The organism is Microbacterium sp. KU4F, from assembly GCF_056868075.1.
Genome location: NZ_CP200324.1, coordinates 1094807 through 1111414, shown reverse-complemented (window position 1 = coordinate 1111414; position 16608 = coordinate 1094807). Strand labels below are relative to the sequence as shown.

Genomic DNA, 16608 nt, shown 5'->3' with positions numbered 1-16608 from the left:
CCGATGGCAACCGCTGTCGCAGATCACGTCGGCGCGGTTGCCCACTCCCTCCGTGAGCCCGCCCCGTCGGCTCCGCTCCTCGTCTACTTCTCGAGCGTCTCAGGTAACACCGCGCGTTTCATCGAGAAGCTCGGGATGCGGGCCGTGCGGATTCCGCTGCGGCCCACGGACCCGACCCCCCTCGTCGACGAACCTTTCGTCCTGATCACCCCCACCTACGGGGGAGGCCAGGGAAGGGGCGAGGAGCGGGGCGCGGTTCCCAAGCAGGTGATCCGGTTCCTCAACGACGAGGCCAACCGTTCCCTGCTTCGCGGCGTGATCGCCGCGGGCAACACCAACTTCGGTGAGCACTACGGGCTCGCCGGAGAGATCATCAGCCGAAAGTGTCGTGTGCCGCACTTGGATCGGTTCGAATTGTTCGGCACGCCAGAGGACGTCGAGCGCATCGGCGAAGGATTGGAACGATGGTGGAAGCAGCACTGAAGGACTTGAGCTTCAAGACCGAGGCGCGTTTCGAGGGACTGGACTATCACGCCCTCAACGCGATGCTCAATCTGTACGACGCGAACGGGCAGATCCAGTTCGACGCCGACAAGCGTGCTGCGCGGGAGTACTTCCTGCAGCACGTGAACCAGAACACGGTGTTCTTCCACTCGCTCAAGGAGCGTCTCGACTATCTGGTCGAGAAGGAGTACTACGAGCCCGGTGTGCTCGCGAAGTACCCGCACGAGTTCATCCAGGAGCTCAACGACCGGGCCTACGGCAAGAAGTTCCGCTTCGAGACCTTCCTCGGAGCCTTCAAGTACTACACGAGCTACACGCTGAAGACCTTCGACGGCAAGCGCTACCTCGAGCGCTTCGAGGACCGCGTCGTGATGACCGCCCTGGCACTCGCCGACGGCGACCAGAAGCTCGCCGTGCAGCTGGTCGACGAGATCATCTCCGGCCGCTTCCAGCCTGCGACTCCGACGTTCCTCAACGCAGGCAAGGCGCAGCGGGGCGAGCTCGTCTCGTGCTTCCTGCTGCGCATCGAAGACAACATGGAGTCGATCGCCCGTGGCATCAACTCCGCTCTTCAGCTGTCCAAGCGCGGCGGCGGCGTGGCGCTGCTGCTGTCCAACATCCGCGAGTCGGGTGCGCCGATCAAGCAGATCGAGAACCAGTCCAGCGGCATCATCCCCGTCATGAAGCTGCTCGAAGACAGCTTCAGCTACGCGAACCAGCTCGGTGCGCGTCAGGGCGCCGGTGCCGTCTACCTGTCGGCGCACCACCCCGACATCATGCGTTTCCTCGACACGAAGCGTGAGAACGCCGACGAGAAGATCCGCATCAAGACGCTCTCGCTCGGTGTCGTCGTTCCCGACATCACCTTCGAGCTCGCCAAGAACGGTGAGGACATGTACCTGTTCTCGCCGTACGACGTGGAGAAGGTCTACGGCGTGCCCTTCGGCGATATCTCGGTCACCGAGAAGTACCGCGAGATGGTCGACGACCCGCGCATCAAGAAGACGAAGATCAACGCGCGCGACTTCTTCCAGACCCTCGCCGAGATCCAGTTCGAGTCGGGTTATCCGTACATCATGTTCGAGGACACGGTGAACCGGGCGAACCCGATCAAGGGTCGCATCAACATGTCCAACCTCTGCAGCGAGATCCTGCAGGTGAATACGCCGACGACGTTCAACGAGGACCTCTCGTACGACCAGATCGGCAAGGACATCTCCTGCAACCTGGGCTCGATGAACATCGCTCTGGCGATGGACGGTGGCGACCTCGGTGAGACGGTCGAGGCCGCGATCCGTGCGCTGAGCGCGGTGAGCGACCAGAGCCACATCCGCTCGGTGCGCTCGATCGAGGACGGCAACGACCGCTCCCACGCGATCGGCCTCGGCCAGATGAACCTGCACGGATACCTGGCGCGCGAGCACGTGCACTACGGCTCCGAAGAGGGTCTCGACTTCACCAACATCTACTTCTACACGGTGCTGTTCCACGCGCTGCGCGCCTCCAACGCGCTCGCGATCGAGCGTGGTCACGCGTTCGACGGCTTCGAGGACTCGACGTACGCGTCGGGCGCGTTCTTCGACAAGTACCTCGAGCAGGAGTGGGTGCCGCAGACGGAGAAGGTCAAGGAGCTGTTCGCCGGGCACCACATCCCCACGCAGGGCGACTGGGCCGAGCTGAAGGCGTCGATCCAGAAGCACGGCATCTACAACCAGAACCTGCAGGCGGTTCCGCCGACCGGTTCGATTTCCTACATCAACAACTCGACGTCGTCGATCCACCCGATCGCGTCGAAGATCGAGATCCGCAAGGAAGGCAAGCTCGGCCGCGTCTACTACCCGGCGCCGTTCATGACGAACGACAACCTGGAGTACTACCAGGACGCGTACGAGATCGGCTACGAGAAGGTCATCGACACGTACGCCGCCGCGACCCAGCACGTCGACCAGGGCCTGTCGCTGACGCTGTTCTTCAAGGACACCGCCACCACGCGCGACATCAACAAGGCGCAGATCTACGCATGGCGCAAGGGCATCAAGACGATCTACTACATCCGCCTGCGGCAGATGGCGCTCGAGGGCACCGACATGTCCGAGTGCGTCAGTTGCATGCTCTGACGCCCAGCGCGTTTCGACTCGCTCCGCTCGCTCAACGACCGATCTCTGCAAGGACACTGATATGACTCCCGAGAAGCTGAAGCTGATCGACCACGTCCAGGCGATCAACTGGAACCGCATCCAGGACGACAAGGACCTCGAGGTCTGGAATCGCCTCGTGAACAACTTCTGGCTGCCCGAGAAGGTGCCGCTGTCCAACGACATCCAGTCGTGGAACACGCTGACGCCCGATGAGCAGACGCTCACGATGCGCGTGTTCACCGGCCTTACCCTGCTCGACACGATCCAAGGCACGGTCGGCGCGGTCTCGCTCATCCCGGACGCGCTGACCCCGCACGAGGAGGCGGTGTACACCAACATCGCGTTCATGGAGTCGGTTCACGCCAAGAGCTACTCGTCGATCTTCTCGACTCTCGCGTCGACGCCGGAGATCGACGACGCGTTCCGGTGGTCGGTGGAGAACGAGAACCTTCAGAAGAAGGCCCACATCGTCATGGACTACTACCGTGGCGACGAGCCCCTCAAGCGCAAGGTCGCCTCGACCCTGCTCGAGTCGTTCCTGTTCTACTCGGGCTTCTACCTGCCGCTGCACTGGTCGGCCAAGGCGAAGCTCACGAACACCGCCGACATCATCCGCCTCATCATCCGCGACGAGGCCGTGCACGGCTACTACATCGGCTACAAGTTCCAGAAGGGCATGGAGCTGATCACGCAGACCGAGCGCGACGAGATCAAGGACTACACGTTCTCGCTGCTCTACGAGCTCTACGACAACGAGGTGCAGTACACGCAGGACCTCTACGACGCCGTCGGCCTCACCGAGGACGTCAAAAAGTTCCTGCACTACAACGCGAACAAGGCGCTCATGAACCTCGGCTTCGAGGCCATGTTCCCCTCGACGGTCACGAACGTGAACCCGGCGATCCTGTCGGCGCTCTCGCCCAACGCGGACGAGAACCACGACTTCTTCTCGGGGTCTGGCTCCTCCTACGTCATCGGCAAGGCCGAGGCCACCGAGGACGAGGACTGGGACTTCTGATCTCTGCGTAACTCCGCGGATCTGCCGCACCGACAAGGCCCCGGCCGGTCGCCCTCTCGGGCGATGTGCCGGGGCCTTCTCGTTGTCGGGGCGCCGCTCCGCCGTCGTTGTCTCTGCAGAAAAAGTCCCGGCCAGCGATGATTTGACTTCCCTCAGAAGCGGGCTATGGTCGAAGGTCATCCGCCAGCCAGTCAGGGGAAGCGAGACCACATGTCCAAGAAGACGCCGAACACGCGAGGTGCCAAGAAAGCCCCGCAGCTTCTCGATCAAGCAGAAGCGAGCAGCGAAGCGTGAGAAGCGCGAGCCCGACCTGTTCCTCAAGCCGCGTAAGGATGCCGGCCGCTGATCGAAGGGCGCGTGAGAAAGGGGCGGGTGTTCATCATCCGCCCCTTTCGCGTCTCCCGCCTGGGTTCTACCGTGGTCGTGTGGACAGGGAAACGCTGGACGTCGTGTACTTCCTGGTCGGCATCATCAGCCTGTTCGTCTTCGCCTGCGCGGTGGGGGTGGCGGCGGCGCTGCGGCGGCGCTGAGCGGGGCTGCTGGGGTCCCGCCGCTGATCGACTGAGCGTGGGAAGGGGGCGGTGTTCGCGTCCGCCTCTTCTTCTTGCACAGGCGCTGAGCGACTGTGATCCAACGTCCCGCGGCGACCCGTCATCATGGATCGATGCGATCGCCCGCTCCTGCCGTCTTCGTCCACGGGCTGTTCGGTCCTTTCGCGGAACCTGCCGCATTCCGTCAGCTCAGCGAGAGGGAGTGCACGGCGCCGGATCTCGACCGCTACGGCGCATTCGCCGGACGCAGGGTGAGCCTCGAAGGACAGGTTCGAGCGCTTCGCGAACACGTCGTGACCCGCCATTCCGGGGCACCCGTGCACCTCGTCGCGCATTCGATCGGCGCCGTCTACGCCTTTGCAGTGGCCGATCGGGCGCCCGAGCTGGTCCAGTCGGTCACGACGGTCGGGGGGAACTTCTCGCTGGCGGATGCCTTCTGGTCCCGATCCATCGCGGCTCTCGGCGAGAGGGAGGCGCAGCGCGTGATCACGCAGAGACTCAGCGACCCCGAGGCCCTCCTCGCCGCCGACGGAGTACCCGTCACCGTCGGGAACCTCGCCAAAGCGGAGGAAGCGCTCGCTTACCAGCCCTGGCGGACGGTGTGGGACTCGGCGTCCGTGATCGTGGAGGTGACCGGCCGAGCTGACTACGACGCGCTACTGAAGCGGGTCTTCGCCAGCAAGCCGGTGCACTTGGTCGCGGGTGAGCGCAGCATCGGTGGATGGGATGTCCCCGACTGGGCTCGGCGCGAAGCCGCCTCATCCACGGTCATCCCGGAGGCCGGCCACATGATGACGCTGGAGCGACCCGAAGCGGTCGGTCTCGCGATCAGGGAGCTCCTGGCCGGTTGACTGGACGTTGCCGTCAGGCGCCCTACGACGCGCGGATCGGGCGCAGGATGCGGGCGGGGTTCCCCGCCGCGAGCACGCCGGCGGGGATGTCATGGGTGACGACGGAGCCCGCTCCGATGATGCTGTTGTCGCCGATCGTGACGCCCGGGGTGAGCGTCACCGACCCGCCCAGCCAGACGTTGGAGCCGATCGTCACGGGTTGGGGGAGCTCCCACCCGGCGAGGCGCCGTTCGATGTCCTCGGCGTGGTTCGGGGTGTAGATGCTGCAACGCGGTCCGATGAGGCAGTCCTCGCCGATCGTGACGGCGCCGCCGCCGATCACCATGAAGTCGGCGTTGATGAAGGTACGGTCGCCGATCGTCAGCCGCGCCCCGTAGTCGATCGTGACCGGCGGCCGCACGTCGACGCCGGCACCCGCACCGGGGACGAGCTGAGCGAACAGTGCGCGCGCTTCGTCGGGTGAGGTGTTGTACAGGAGGTTGAAGCGCGCGCAGGCGGCGTGCGCATCCCGCGTCAGCGTCTGGAGCGCGGGGGATGTGCGGTACCGCAGCCAGTCGTGCGCGAGAAGGGCGCGCAGATCGTCGTCGTCCTCCGCCAGCCGGGTGAGGTCGTCGAGCGCTTCCTGCAGGGCGGGGGTCATACCGTCTCCTCATTTGTTGTCAGTCACAACTTATCTGCTGAGGGAGGTCGCGTCAACGCGCACGGGCACGGCCCGCGGACGATGTTTCCGCGAACAGATGGAGCTAGCTTTGATGCCGATGGATGAATCATCGCGACACCAATCCGCCGCGCGCACGACGCTGGGCGGATTCTTGCGCGCGCGGCGGGAGGAGCGTCAGCCCGAGCAAGTCGGGCTGGTACGTCAGGTCGGCCGGCGCGTGCCGGGCCTGCGTCGCGACGAGGTCGCGACCCTCGCTGGCGTCAGCAGCGAGTACTACCTCCGACTCGAACAGGGCCGTGGCAGCGCGCCGTCCATGCAGGTGCTCGCGGGGCTCGCTCGCGCGCTGCGGCTGAGTGCCGCGGAGTCGGACTACCTCCACCGACTCGCGGGGCATGCGTCACCGCGTCGGGTCGCGTCGTTCGAACGCCCGCGCGCGGAGATCGAGGCGATCCTGCGCTGGTGGCCGGGCATCCCGGCCTACATCTCCGACGCGAACCTCGACGTCGTGGCCGCCAACGATCTCATGGTCGCGATCACCGACGGCCGCTTCAGGCCGGGTGCGAATGTGCTGGAGGAGACCTTCAACGCCTCGGGACGGGGAAGGCTCGAGACCTGGGAGTCGCAGGCCCGCGACGCCGTCGCGCTCTTTCGCTACTCGGGTGACGAGACGTCGGCGCGCTACGAGGCCATCCTGCGACGGCTGAGCGCGGATGCGGACTTCCGCCGCTTCTGGAACCTGCTGGAGGTCGCGCTGCCGGATCCGTCGGAGATCACCGCGACGATCGACGGCGTCGGGCAGCTCTCGATCTCGGTCCGGGACTTCTTCGTTCCCGAGCTCCACGGCTACATGGTCACCGTCTTCGACGCCTTGCCGGGCTCCACGGCGGACGTCTTCTTCCGCCGGCTCTCCGATACCCTCCGGGCATCAGCCGATGCGACTCACGCACCAAGCGATGACGAGCTGACGGACCCGCAGTGAACCACTCGGTACTCACTCGTCGAAGATGAACGACTCCCAGTTCGCAGGCACACGGGCGGAGGGGCCGGGAACGCTCTGCGCCTCGGGGTGGCTCGTCGGCTCAGGCAGCTGCCCGCCGTCGACCTCGCGCTCCTCGACGTAGTCCCACCACCAGCTTCTCCTGCGGCTCGAAGCTCTGCACGAATCGGTGCCCGGTGAGCTCGAAGTGCTGCGCCGCATGGTGGTGGGGAGAGACCTCGCAGCAGCCGATGTGCCCGCAGGTGATGCAACGGCGCAGATGCAGCCACCACGATCCCGAGGCGAGACAGTCCTCGCATCCGGCTGCGCTCGGCGGTGGTGCGAGAAGTGCGGCGGCGTGAGGTGCGTCCATCATGCCCTTCCGATCCGTGGTGTCTGATCCCTCGCCACGCTACGCCGTGCACCACCGGCCGATTCGGACGCCTGACGAGGATGTGTTCGTCTGCCGTTCTCCTCTCCGCTGCGTGTCGATGTGCGTTCCGACACGCAGACGAGTGCGGGCGGGCGCGCTGACCGTACGTTCGCCTCAATCCCGGAGGAGGCGGACATGGACGACACCCAGAGGACGGCGATGGCCGGCATCCACACACTCGAGCGCGAACTCATCGTGCGCGACTTCATCACGGTGGTGAACGAGGGGCAACTCTGCGACATGCAGGCGTTCCTCACCGAGAACGTGCGGTATCAGCCGTCGGCTCGCATGGTGGTCGAGGGGAGGGAGGCGGTGATGTCGATGCTCCGCGACCTCAAGGGCGCCTTCGAGTCCTGGAGCCTTTCGCTCGTGCACGTGGCGGTGTGCGGCGAGACCGTGCTGACCGAGCAACGCCTCGACGTCGCGCTGCCCGGAACGAGGGCTCGCTGTCTTACGGGCTTCGGGAGCTTTCGTCTCGACGAGTTCCGTATCGCCGCCTGGCATCAGGTGTTCGCCTGATCGCGTGCTCGCGTGCTCGCGTCAAGCCCTGCGCTCTCGCGCGCCACGGCTCATACAGTGCTCGCATGGAAATGAGCGACGAAGAGAAGCGGCGCGATCAGCTGACGAGTGCGCCCAACGCCACGGAAGAGGACGCGAAGCCTCGCATCGTCGTGTCGGAGCACGACGGCGTGACCCGCATCGACATCGCCGAGGATGCTCCCGTGCGCCCGAGCGATCCTCGCGACTGACGGGCGCGGTGTGATGGGTGTCAACCCCGTCGGTGACTCGGTCTGACACGCGTGTACTGGGACGCATGAACAACGACAAGCAGAACGCGCCTGGCGCGGACGACGCGGACACCGCATCCGGAGTCTCGCCCGTCGAGCAGGATGCCGGCGAGGACATCACGACCGACGAAGACGGCACCCCCGTCGACAACCCGTCGGGAGGCTGACGATGTCGATCCCTGAAGATCGCGCAGACGTGACCCCGGGACCTGAGCCCGACACGACCACCGCGGCTGAGCCCGACGATCCGCAATCGGACGGGGCGGAGTCGGTCATCGACGGCAGCGGCGAGGACTCCTGAGGCCGACTACTTCGCGAGCTCGGCCTTTGCGTAGGCGACGATCGCGTTCGCGTGACCGTGGCCCATCCCGTGGGCGCTCTTGAGCTCCGACACGACGGCCATGTGCGTCTCGCCCGCCGTCAGTCCCGCCACGGCAACATCCAGCCACTCCTGAATGGGGCGTCCATACGTCTTCTCGATGCTCGGGAAGTAGGAGGCCGGACCTTTGGGCTTGCTGTCCGGGTTCAGAGACGGGGCGACGACGCGCTTCGCGGGCATGCGCCCAGCGTAGGCCCGGGCCCACCGTGTCACGAAGCGTCACCCGAATTTGCCGGTCGCCGAGCGCGCGGGATGCTGGGAGCTCCACCGATCCGGAAGAGTCATGAGCACGCCCACCACCGCATCCGCGCACGACGACACCATCCGCAGTCTGCTCGAGGAGCACCGTACCTTCGCGCCGCGGGCCGCGTTCGCTGAGCGCGCGAACGTGACCGAGGAGTGGATCCGGCGCGAGTGGGTCGAGCGCGCGGGTCAGGATCCCGAGACCTTCTGGGCGCACCGGGCCGAGATCCTCGACTGGGCCGAGCCCTGGCACACCGCGCATCGCTGGCAGCCCACGGACGGTGAGAGCATCCCGTCTGCGGAGTGGTTCGTCGGCGGACGCCTGAACGCCTCGGTCAATGCCGTGGACCGGCACGTCTCCGCCGGGCACGGTGACCGGGTCGCCTTCCATTTCGAGGGCGAACCCGGCGATCGGCGGACGATCACGTATGCCGAACTGCAGCGCGAGGTCGCGAAAGCGGCGAACGCGCTGACCGCGATGGGGGTCGGCAAGGGAGATCGGGTCGTGGTCTATCTCCCGGTGCTGGTGGAGACGGTGATCATCCAGCTCGCCGTGGCGCGCATCGGCGCCATCCATTCGCTCGTGTTCGGCGGCTTCTCCGCGGAGGCCGTCCGTTTCCGCGTCGAGGACACGGGCGCCAAGCTCCTCGTCACGACCGACGGCCAGTATCGCCGCGGAGCCGCCGTGCCCGTCAAGCACCAGGCGGATGCGGCGGTCGCCGGCGTCGCCTCGATCGAGCACGTGCTCGTCATCCGCCGCACCGGCGACGAGGTCGCCTGGACCGAGGGGCGCGATCTCTGGTGGCATGAGACGGTCGACACCGCGCCGGACACGCACGAGCCGGAGTTCTTCGACGCCGAGACGCCGCTGTTCATCATCTACACGAGCGGAACCACCGGCAAGCCCAAGGGACTGGTGCACACGACCGGCGGCTGGCTGACGCACGTCGCGTGGACGTACTGGGCGGTGTTCGACGCGAAGCCCGAGACCGACGTCTACTGGTGCACCGCCGACCTCGCCTGGGTCACCGCGCACAGCTACGAGACGTACGGCCCCCTGCTCAACGGGGTCACGAGCATCCTCTACGAGGGCACGCCGAACACCCCCGACTGGGAGCGGCACTTCCAGATCCTGGAACGTTACGCGGTGACGACCTACTACACGGCGCCGACTCTCATCCGTTCGCTCATGAGCAGGTTCCCCGACGGCCCGCCGGCGCGTTACGAGCTCTCCGCGCTGCGGCTGCTGGGCACGGTGGGCGAGGCGATCAACCCGGAGGCGTGGATCTGGTTCCATCGCCACCTCGGCCGCGGCGAGACGCCCGTGGTCGACACGTGGTGGCAGTCGGAGACGGGCGGCGCGATCGCGGCCCCGCTGCCGGGCGTCTCCACCCTCAAGCCGGGTTCGGCGCTCACGGCGCTTCCGGGATTGCGCGTGCGTGTGGTCGACGCCGACGGCGTTGATGTGGGTCCCGGCGGCGGCGGGCTGCTCGTCGTGGACGGGACCTGGCCGGGGATGTCGCGCACCGTGTGGGGTAACCCCGAGCGGTACCGGGACTCCTACTGGAAGCGTTTCGCGGCGCACGGGTACTTCCTCGCCGGAGACGGCGCGAAGCTCGACGCCGACGGCGATCTGTGGGTGCTGGGTCGGGTGGACGACGTGATCAATGTCTCGGGACACCGGCTGTCGACGATCGAGATCGAGTCCGCACTCGTCGCGCACCCCGCCGTCGGGGAGGCCGCGGTCGTGGGCGTCGCCGACGAGCTCACCGGGCAGGCCATCGCCGCCTTCGTCACCAATGCGCAGGATGCGGCGGCGCTCCGCAAGCATGTGCGCACCGCGATCGGGCCGGTAGCGCAGCCGACCTACGTCTTCACGGTGCCCGATCTCCCCAAGACGCGCAGCGGAAAGATCATGCGTCGCCTGCTTGTGGACCTCGTCGACGGACGGCCGTTGGGCGACACGACGTCGCTGCAGGATGAGACGGTCCCGCCGCGGATCGAGGCGATCGTCCGCGAGGCACTCGGTCGCTGACCGGTTGCCGGTGCCGGTCCTGCGCAGCATCCTGCCGGGTTGCTGAGCGCGCCAGAACCCCGGTTCGCCTGTCACAGATCGGCGCTGGCGCTGCGATCTGTGACAGGCGAACCGAGAAGGCGACTATTCCCCTGTCACAGATCGGCGCTGGCGCTGCGATCTGTGACAGGCGAGCCGAGAAGGCGAAGAAGGCCGGGGCCGCCGAAGGCGGAGGTCAGGGGCGGGTGGAGACCGTGACGGTGAACTTCGTGTTGCGGGCGACTTGCCGCGTCGGGCCGACGAGGCGCTCGAGCGCCGGACGATAGCGCAGTGCCGAGTTCCACACGGTCCACAGCTCGCCGCCGGAGCGGAGGGTCCGCGCCGCATCCTGGAACAGGGGCGCGGCGAGGTCCGTCGTGACAGCGGCGCCCGAGTGGAAGGGCGGGTTCAGGGCGATGAAGGAGACGCTGGCGTCCGGGACGGCGCCGAGACGGTCATCCCGCACGACGCGGACGCGGTCCGAAACGCCGTTCGCCTCGGCCGTCGCCCGCGCCGAGGCGACGGCGGCCGCGGAGCGATCGGACGCGTAGACCTCGCGATCGGGATGCCGCAGCGCGAGGAATGCGGCGACCACGCCTGTTCCGCACGCGAGGTCGACGAGCGGGCCGCCCTCGGGGACGCGGGCGGGAAGGTGCGCGAGCAGGAACCGGGTGCCGATATCGATCGACGTTCCGGCGAACGCTCCTCCGTAGGCGCACACCGTGATGCCGTCGTGCACGGCGCGTCGAGGCTCGGGATCGTGGCCGTCGAGAGGGTCGCGGGCGATCAGGACACGCGATTTCTGGCGGGCGTGGGTCACATCGAGCGTGCCGAAGAAGCGGCGGAGTACCTCGTTCATCGCCGTCGACATGTGCTTGATGCGTCCACCGGCGAACACGACGACATCCGGTGCCGCGTGCGCGGCGATCAGGGCCGCAGCATCCTCCAAGGCGTCGAGCGAGCGGGGGAGTCGAAGAAGGACCACCCGCGCGCCCGCCACGAGCGCACCCGTCAGCTCCATCGACCGGTAGCGATCGGTGAGGCCCACTCGTGGCGCGTTGGCGGCGAGGGCCAGCTCGCCGGTGAGCGCGTCCTGATGCACCCGGACGACGCCGGAGGAGGCGGCCGCTGCGCCGAGCGTGAGCGCGCCGTACTCGTCGCCGATGACCGCGACGTCATCCGCGCTCAGTCCGGCGCGGCAGACGGCGGACTCGTCCAGCAGGAGCCGGTCGGCCGCATCGACCGCCACGAGATCGGGCGACTCGACATCGGGCCAGCGTCGCAGCGCGTCGAACCGGAACTCCACCCCCTTCACGCTACCGGCCGCGGTGGGGTGACGACGGATACGATGATCAGATGGCCGATAAGACGCACGGGGCGACGCAGCCCTCCGGGCAGCGCCCGCCGTTCAGTCCGGTCATCGCGCTTCTGACGGTCTCCGCCGTGTGGGACGCTCGCTTGAACGCGGCCCTGAAGGACCTCGGGCTCACGACCCGCAAGTACGGTCTTCTCGCCCACGTGCAGGCGACACCGGGCATCTCGTTCTCCGAACTCGCCCGCCGCTCCCAGATCACGGTGCAGACGGCGCACACCGCCGTCAAGACGCTCGCCGGCGAGGGACTGGTCGAGGACGCCACCGCGCACGCGGGCGCCGCATCCGATCTGCGTGTGACGACGAAGGGCGCGGCTGCGCTCGCCGAGGCGGATGCGCGTCTCGCGGCACTCGATGAGGTGTTCGGCGCGGGTGTTCCCGCGCTCTCATCCGCCCTGCACGGACTTCATGAGCAGCCGTTCGGAGAGATCCTTCAGCAAGACTGAAGATTTTCGGTCTAGGCTGCGGAGAGCGCCGACTCGAGCGCGCAGATCCACCTCCGGAGTCGCCCGTGTTCCGCACGCCCTACGCCCTGTTCCGCACTCTCGCCATCGCCGAGATGGTCTCGTGGACCCTGCTCATCGGAGGGCTCATCGTCCGCGCCGTCACGGGCTTCGCGCCCGCCGTGACGATCGGCGGCGGCATCCACGGGTTCATCTTCCTGTCGTACGGCGCGACGGTGATCCTGGTCGCGAAGAACCAGCGATGGAGCGGCGGGGTGACCATCCTGGCACTCGTCAGTGCGGTCGTGCCCTACGCGACGCTGCCGGTCGAGCTGTGGCTGTCGAGAACCGGTCGACTGCTCGGCGTATGGCGAATGCACGCGGGCTCCGACCCGCGTGATGCGGTATGGCACGACCGTCTGCTGCGTTCCGTGCTGCGTCGACCGGTGCTGTCGGCCGTGGTGATCGCCGCCGCCGTGGTGGTGACCTTCGCGGCGCTGCTCGTGATCGGCCCTCCCGGCGGTCGGGCCTGAGCGGACTTACTTCGCGCGAGCCCGCAGATGGATCGGCAGCGCCATCGCGGCCGAGATGAGCAGGATGCCGGCGACGAAGATGACGGCCTGGAAGCCGGGCACCGAGAACGAGATGCCGAACGCGAACATCCCGAGCAGGAACAGCAGCAGGGACACGATGTACATGGCACTCCTTCGGAAGACTCCCACCAGAGTACCGGGTCGCCTGCGCGCGGACCGACCGCATCCGCGCGGCTGAGCGGGTCTACGCCTCGGTCTCCCGCACGCTCGCGGCGAGGCGGGTCGCCCCCACGACGGCCGCGGGCATCGTGAACACCGCGCCGAGGGGGATCAGGAAGCACAGCTGCGTCATGATGCCGAAGCCCAATGCCCGGCCGCGGGCCGCTCGCAGCAGGCGGCGCCGGCTGCGGCGATCGATGCCGCGCGCGGTCAATGCGCGTCCCGAGAGCTCGTCCGCGAGGATCCAGCCCGATAGCAAGACGCCGGTCACCGTGCCGACCAGGCCGCCGATGAGAGGGATGAAGCCGAGTGCGAAAGCGAGCATGGCCGCGAGCGCGCCGCGCACGATGAGGCTCGTCGCATCTGCCAGGGCTGCTCGCCAGCCTGGGTCGTGTTCGGGCACGGTGCCCGTGTCGGCGATCTCGACGCTGCGCCAGATCCTGTCGTAGAACGGTTCGCCGACGATCAAGGTCAGTGCGGTGAAGGTCGTCGCTGCCAGCAGGAGTGCTCCGGTGAACACCGCCAGGCCGAGCGCGACGCGCAACACCACGGTCCAGACCGCCGGCCAGTCATCAGCGAACGGGGTGATGGCCTCCGTGAGCGGCGCCAGGACCGATGCGAGTGCCACAAGGGCCACCGTGAGGGCGGCGCTCACGATGAGTGCGGGCACGAGGCCGAGGAGCATCAGCCCCGGGCGTCGCGTGAACCACCCGAATCCGCCGAGCAGCAGACGCGCGCCGCGCAGCATCTCGTTCACCCGATCTCCTTCCCGCTCGCGCTGGGACGAGCGTAACGGGAATACCGTCGCCCTCCGGGTGTTGAAGTTGATGTGTCGCCGCTCAACTCCGTTTTGCAGAGCGGCACCCCGAACCCGATCAGGAGAACAGATGCCTGAAGATTTCACCCCCGACGAAGGCCGCGACGCCTTCGACGACTTCCTCTCGCGCTACCTCGCAGGTGAGCGCGGGCGTGCGGCGCGGTCGATCGACCTGTCGCGCTACCTCAGCGCGCGCACGCAGGAGACGCTGCAGGATGCCGGGCGCTTCGCGCTCGCGCGTGGACAGCACGAACTCGACGCGTTGCACGTGCTCCGCGAGATCGTACGCGTCGACCAGGTGCGCGATGCGATCGCGCGCCTCGGCGTCGACCCGGAGAACATCGTGCGCGAGTCCGAGCAGCGCCTGCCGGCCAGTGCCGACGTCGCCGACGTCGACAGCGCGGTGGTGACCACCTCCGTGCAGCGCGCGCTGTTCCACGCGTTCCAGGTGGCGCGCTCCTCCGGATCGACCTACATCGACCCGGAGCACCTGTTCTTCGCGCTCGTGCTCGCGCAGGACACGCCCGCCGGGCAGATCCTCGCCCGTGCCGGAGTCACGGCGGAGGCGCTCACGCAGAGCGTGCGCGAGACCGTCACCGGCACCGAGCGCTCTCCTGAGCAGGCGGCCGCATCCGAGCCCGCGACCATGCTGGAGCGGTACGGGCGTGACCTCACCTCGCTCGCCGAGGCGGGAGAGCTGGACCCGGTGATCGGCCGTGCGGACGAGATCGAGCAGACCATCGAGATCCTCAGCCGCCGCACGAAGAACAACCCCGTGCTGATCGGTGAAGCAGGCGTCGGAAAGACCGCCATCGTCGAGGGGCTCGCCCAGGCGATCGTGTCGGGTGAGGTGCCCGAGCAGCTGCGCGGCAGCCGCGTCGTGTCGCTGGATCTTCCGGCGATGCTCGCGGGCGCCCGCTACCGTGGCGATTTCGAGGAGCGGTTGACCGCGACCATGAGCGAGATCGCCGAGCGCAAGGGCGAGCTGATCGTCTTCATCGACGAGGTGCACACCGTCGTCGGCGCGGGCGCCGGCAGCGACGGCGCCATGGACGCCGGCAACATCCTGAAGCCGCGCCTGGCTCGTGGCGACCTGCACCTGGTGGGTGCGACGACGCTGGCCGAGTACCGCACCATCGAGAAGGACCCGGCGCTCGAGCGCCGGTTCCAGCCGGTGAAGGTGGGGGAGCCGTCGATCGAGGATGCGGTGCGGATCCTGCATGGGCTGCGTCCCGCCTACGAGCAGCACCACGCCATCACCTACACCGACGACGCGCTGCGCGCCGCGGTCGAGTTGAGCGATCGCTACCTGAGCGACCGTGTCCTTCCGGACAAGGCGATCGATCTCATCGACCAGGCCGGAGCACGACTCCGCCTGCGCTTGGGTGTCGCGGTCGACGTGTCCGACCTGATGGCTCAGCTGGCCACGCTCGAAGCCGACAAGAACGCCGCCGTGGCGGCCGAGCGCTACGAGGACGCGATGCGTCTGCGCGACGAGATCGCCGATGTGCAGCGTCGTATCGACGACGCGACGCGACGCGACGCGGTGCGGGGGGAGCAGGTCGTGGACGCCGAGCACATCGCCGCCGTCATCAGCCGCAGCACCGGCATCCCGGTGTCGCGTCTGACCGAGAGCGAGCGTGGACGCCTGGCGGGACTCGAGTCCGAGCTGCACGCCCGGGTGATCGGTCAGGATGCGGCGGTCACCGCCGTCGCGACGGCCGTCCGGCGTAACCGCACCGGGATGGGCGACAGTCGCCGACCGGTGGGGTCGTTCCTGTTCCTCGGCCCCACGGGCGTCGGTAAGACCGAGCTCGCGAAGACTCTGGCATCCTCCCTCTTCGAGGACGAGAACGCCGTGATCCGCTTCGACATGAGCGAGTTCGGCGAGCGTCACACCGTCTCGCGTCTCGTGGGTGCCCCTCCCGGGTACGTCGGATACGACGAGGCGGGGCAGCTGACCGAGCGGGTGCGTCGCGCACCGTACTCCGTGGTGCTGTTCGACGAGATCGAGAAGGCGCACCCCGACGTGTTCAACCTGCTGCTGCAGGTGCTCGACGACGGACGCCTGACCGACGGTCAGGGTCGCACGGTCGACTTCCGCAACACCGTCGTCATCATGACCTCGAACATCGGCAGCGAGTTCCTCGCATCGCGCTCCGGTGCGATCGGGTTCATCGCCGACGGCGGCGGAGCCACCGGCTTCGGCGACGAGAGCGAGCTGCGCGCCCGTGTCATGGGCAAGCTCCGCGAAGCGATGCGTCCCGAGTTCTTGAACCGCATCGACGAGATCGTCCTGTTCCGCAAGCTCGAGAAGGCCCAGCTGCGCAGCATCGTTTCGCTCCTGCTCGAGCAGAGCGCGTCCCGCCTGGCGCGGCGCGAGATCTCGTTCGAGGCGACGGATGCCGTCGTGGACTGGCTGGCCGAGCACGGGTACGAGCCCGAGTACGGAGCGCGCCCGCTGCGCCGGCTCATCCAGCGGGAGATCGATGACCGCATCGCCGACCTGCTCGTCTCCGGCGAACTGACCGACCAGGGTGGCGTGCGTATCGACGTCGTCGACGGTCGGCCGGTCGCCGCTGCCCTCAGCCGCAGCGCCGTCGCCGCCTGATTCGACCAGACCGCCACT

At 67.6% G+C, this 16608-nt stretch carries 18 protein-coding genes and 1 pseudogene; 12 read left to right on the top strand and 7 right to left on the bottom strand.

Annotated features, from left to right (window positions below; translation table 11 throughout):
• Positions 1-3: 3 nt before the first annotated feature.
• The 4 genes from nrdI to AC1VNH_RS05550 all read left to right on the top strand — a co-directional run bounded on the left by nrdI (position 4) and on the right by AC1VNH_RS05550 (position 5062).
• On the top strand, positions 4-483 hold the full coding sequence (nrdI, locus tag AC1VNH_RS05565; protein ID WP_483110259.1) for a class Ib ribonucleoside-diphosphate reductase assembly flavoprotein NrdI: 480 nt from the start codon (positions 4-6) through the stop codon (positions 481-483).
• Entirely contained in the window at positions 465-2621 is a 2157-nt protein-coding gene (gene nrdE, locus AC1VNH_RS05560) for a class 1b ribonucleoside-diphosphate reductase subunit alpha (RefSeq protein WP_137417588.1), read from the top strand. The genes nrdI and nrdE overlap by 19 nt, the downstream gene beginning before the upstream one ends.
• A 61-nt stretch (positions 2622-2682) precedes the next feature.
• Positions 2683-3660, top strand: a complete 978-nt coding sequence (nrdF, locus tag AC1VNH_RS05555) for a class 1b ribonucleoside-diphosphate reductase subunit beta (protein ID WP_483110258.1) — start codon at positions 2683-2685, stop codon at positions 3658-3660.
• Between the two features lie 664 nt (positions 3661-4324).
• Positions 4325-5062, top strand: coding sequence for an alpha/beta fold hydrolase (locus tag AC1VNH_RS05550; RefSeq protein ID WP_483110257.1), 738 nt, complete (start codon positions 4325-4327; stop codon positions 5060-5062).
• Between the two features lie 22 nt (positions 5063-5084).
• On the opposite strand, the gene AC1VNH_RS05545 is transcribed toward AC1VNH_RS05550, so the two are convergent.
• Positions 5085-5702: a sugar O-acetyltransferase gene (locus AC1VNH_RS05545; RefSeq protein WP_483110256.1), complete on the bottom strand. Its 618-nt coding sequence runs from the start codon at positions 5700-5702 to the stop codon at positions 5085-5087.
• Between the two features lie 118 nt (positions 5703-5820).
• On the opposite strand from AC1VNH_RS05545, the gene AC1VNH_RS05540 reads away from it, so the two are divergent.
• Complete coding sequence (locus AC1VNH_RS05540) at positions 5821-6702, top strand: helix-turn-helix transcriptional regulator (protein WP_483110255.1); 882 nt, start codon at positions 5821-5823, stop codon at positions 6700-6702.
• Positions 6703-6714: 12 nt separating this feature from the next.
• Here the strand turns inward: AC1VNH_RS05540 and AC1VNH_RS05535 are convergent, their stop codons facing one another.
• Together AC1VNH_RS05535 and AC1VNH_RS05530 are read right to left on the bottom strand one after the other, a co-directional pair.
• Complete coding sequence (locus tag AC1VNH_RS05535; RefSeq protein WP_483112743.1) at positions 6715-6921, bottom strand: hypothetical protein; 207 nt, start codon at positions 6919-6921, stop codon at positions 6715-6717.
• 1 nt (position 6922) lies between these two features.
• Positions 6923-7072, bottom strand: a pseudogene (locus tag AC1VNH_RS05530) (ubiquitin carboxyl-terminal hydrolase family protein); the annotation flags it as partial.
• A gap of 195 nt (positions 7073-7267) precedes the next feature.
• Here AC1VNH_RS05530 and AC1VNH_RS05525 point away from each other — a divergent pair.
• From AC1VNH_RS05525 to AC1VNH_RS05515, 3 genes are all read left to right on the top strand, one after another.
• Entirely contained in the window at positions 7268-7651 is a 384-nt protein-coding gene (locus tag AC1VNH_RS05525; protein WP_483110254.1) for a nuclear transport factor 2 family protein, read from the top strand.
• Positions 7652-7716: 65 nt separating this feature from the next.
• Positions 7717-7881 (top strand): hypothetical protein, encoded by a 165-nt coding sequence (locus tag AC1VNH_RS05520; protein ID WP_344229937.1) that lies wholly within the window; start codon positions 7717-7719, stop codon positions 7879-7881.
• Positions 7882-7946: 65 nt separating this feature from the next.
• Positions 7947-8087 carry a hypothetical protein gene (locus AC1VNH_RS05515; protein WP_483110253.1) on the top strand — a complete coding sequence of 47 codons (141 nt, stop codon included), beginning with the start codon at positions 7947-7949 and terminating at the stop codon, positions 8085-8087.
• Between the two features lie 140 nt (positions 8088-8227).
• On the opposite strand, the gene AC1VNH_RS05510 is transcribed toward AC1VNH_RS05515, so the two are convergent.
• Positions 8228-8479, bottom strand: coding sequence for a DUF4287 domain-containing protein (locus AC1VNH_RS05510; RefSeq protein ID WP_243227319.1), 252 nt, complete (start codon positions 8477-8479; stop codon positions 8228-8230).
• Between the two features lie 103 nt (positions 8480-8582).
• Between AC1VNH_RS05510 and acs the strand changes: the two genes are divergently transcribed.
• Positions 8583-10577 (top strand): acetate--CoA ligase, encoded by a 1995-nt coding sequence (acs, locus tag AC1VNH_RS05505; protein ID WP_483110252.1) that lies wholly within the window; start codon positions 8583-8585, stop codon positions 10575-10577.
• A 214-nt stretch (positions 10578-10791) separates the two neighbouring features.
• Here the strand turns inward: acs and AC1VNH_RS05500 are convergent, their stop codons facing one another.
• On the bottom strand, positions 10792-11901 hold the full coding sequence (locus AC1VNH_RS05500; protein WP_483110251.1) for a class I SAM-dependent methyltransferase: 1110 nt from the start codon (positions 11899-11901) through the stop codon (positions 10792-10794).
• A 50-nt stretch (positions 11902-11951) separates the two neighbouring features.
• Here AC1VNH_RS05500 and AC1VNH_RS05495 point away from each other — a divergent pair, with 50 nt between their 5' ends.
• Both AC1VNH_RS05495 and AC1VNH_RS05490 read left to right on the top strand, forming a co-directional pair.
• The gene (locus AC1VNH_RS05495; RefSeq protein ID WP_243227322.1) at positions 11952-12413 is read left to right on the top strand and encodes a MarR family winged helix-turn-helix transcriptional regulator; all 462 of its coding nucleotides are present in this window, start codon (positions 11952-11954) and stop codon (positions 12411-12413) included.
• Positions 12414-12478: 65 nt separating this feature from the next.
• Complete coding sequence (locus AC1VNH_RS05490) at positions 12479-12943, top strand: DUF3817 domain-containing protein (RefSeq protein ID WP_483110250.1); 465 nt, start codon at positions 12479-12481, stop codon at positions 12941-12943.
• 6 nt (positions 12944-12949) lie between these two features.
• Here AC1VNH_RS05490 and AC1VNH_RS05485 read toward each other — a convergent pair whose 3' ends face one another.
• Together AC1VNH_RS05485 and AC1VNH_RS05480 are read right to left on the bottom strand one after the other, a co-directional pair.
• Positions 12950-13108, bottom strand: a complete 159-nt coding sequence (locus AC1VNH_RS05485; RefSeq protein WP_243227324.1) for a hypothetical protein — start codon at positions 13106-13108, stop codon at positions 12950-12952.
• Between the two features lie 79 nt (positions 13109-13187).
• Positions 13188-13910, bottom strand: coding sequence for an EI24 domain-containing protein (locus tag AC1VNH_RS05480; RefSeq protein WP_483112698.1), 723 nt, complete (start codon positions 13908-13910; stop codon positions 13188-13190).
• A 139-nt stretch (positions 13911-14049) separates the two neighbouring features.
• Here AC1VNH_RS05480 and AC1VNH_RS05475 point away from each other — a divergent pair, with 139 nt between their 5' ends.
• Complete coding sequence (locus tag AC1VNH_RS05475; protein WP_483110249.1) at positions 14050-16590, top strand: ATP-dependent Clp protease ATP-binding subunit; 2541 nt, start codon at positions 14050-14052, stop codon at positions 16588-16590.
• Positions 16591-16608 lie beyond the last annotated feature (18 nt).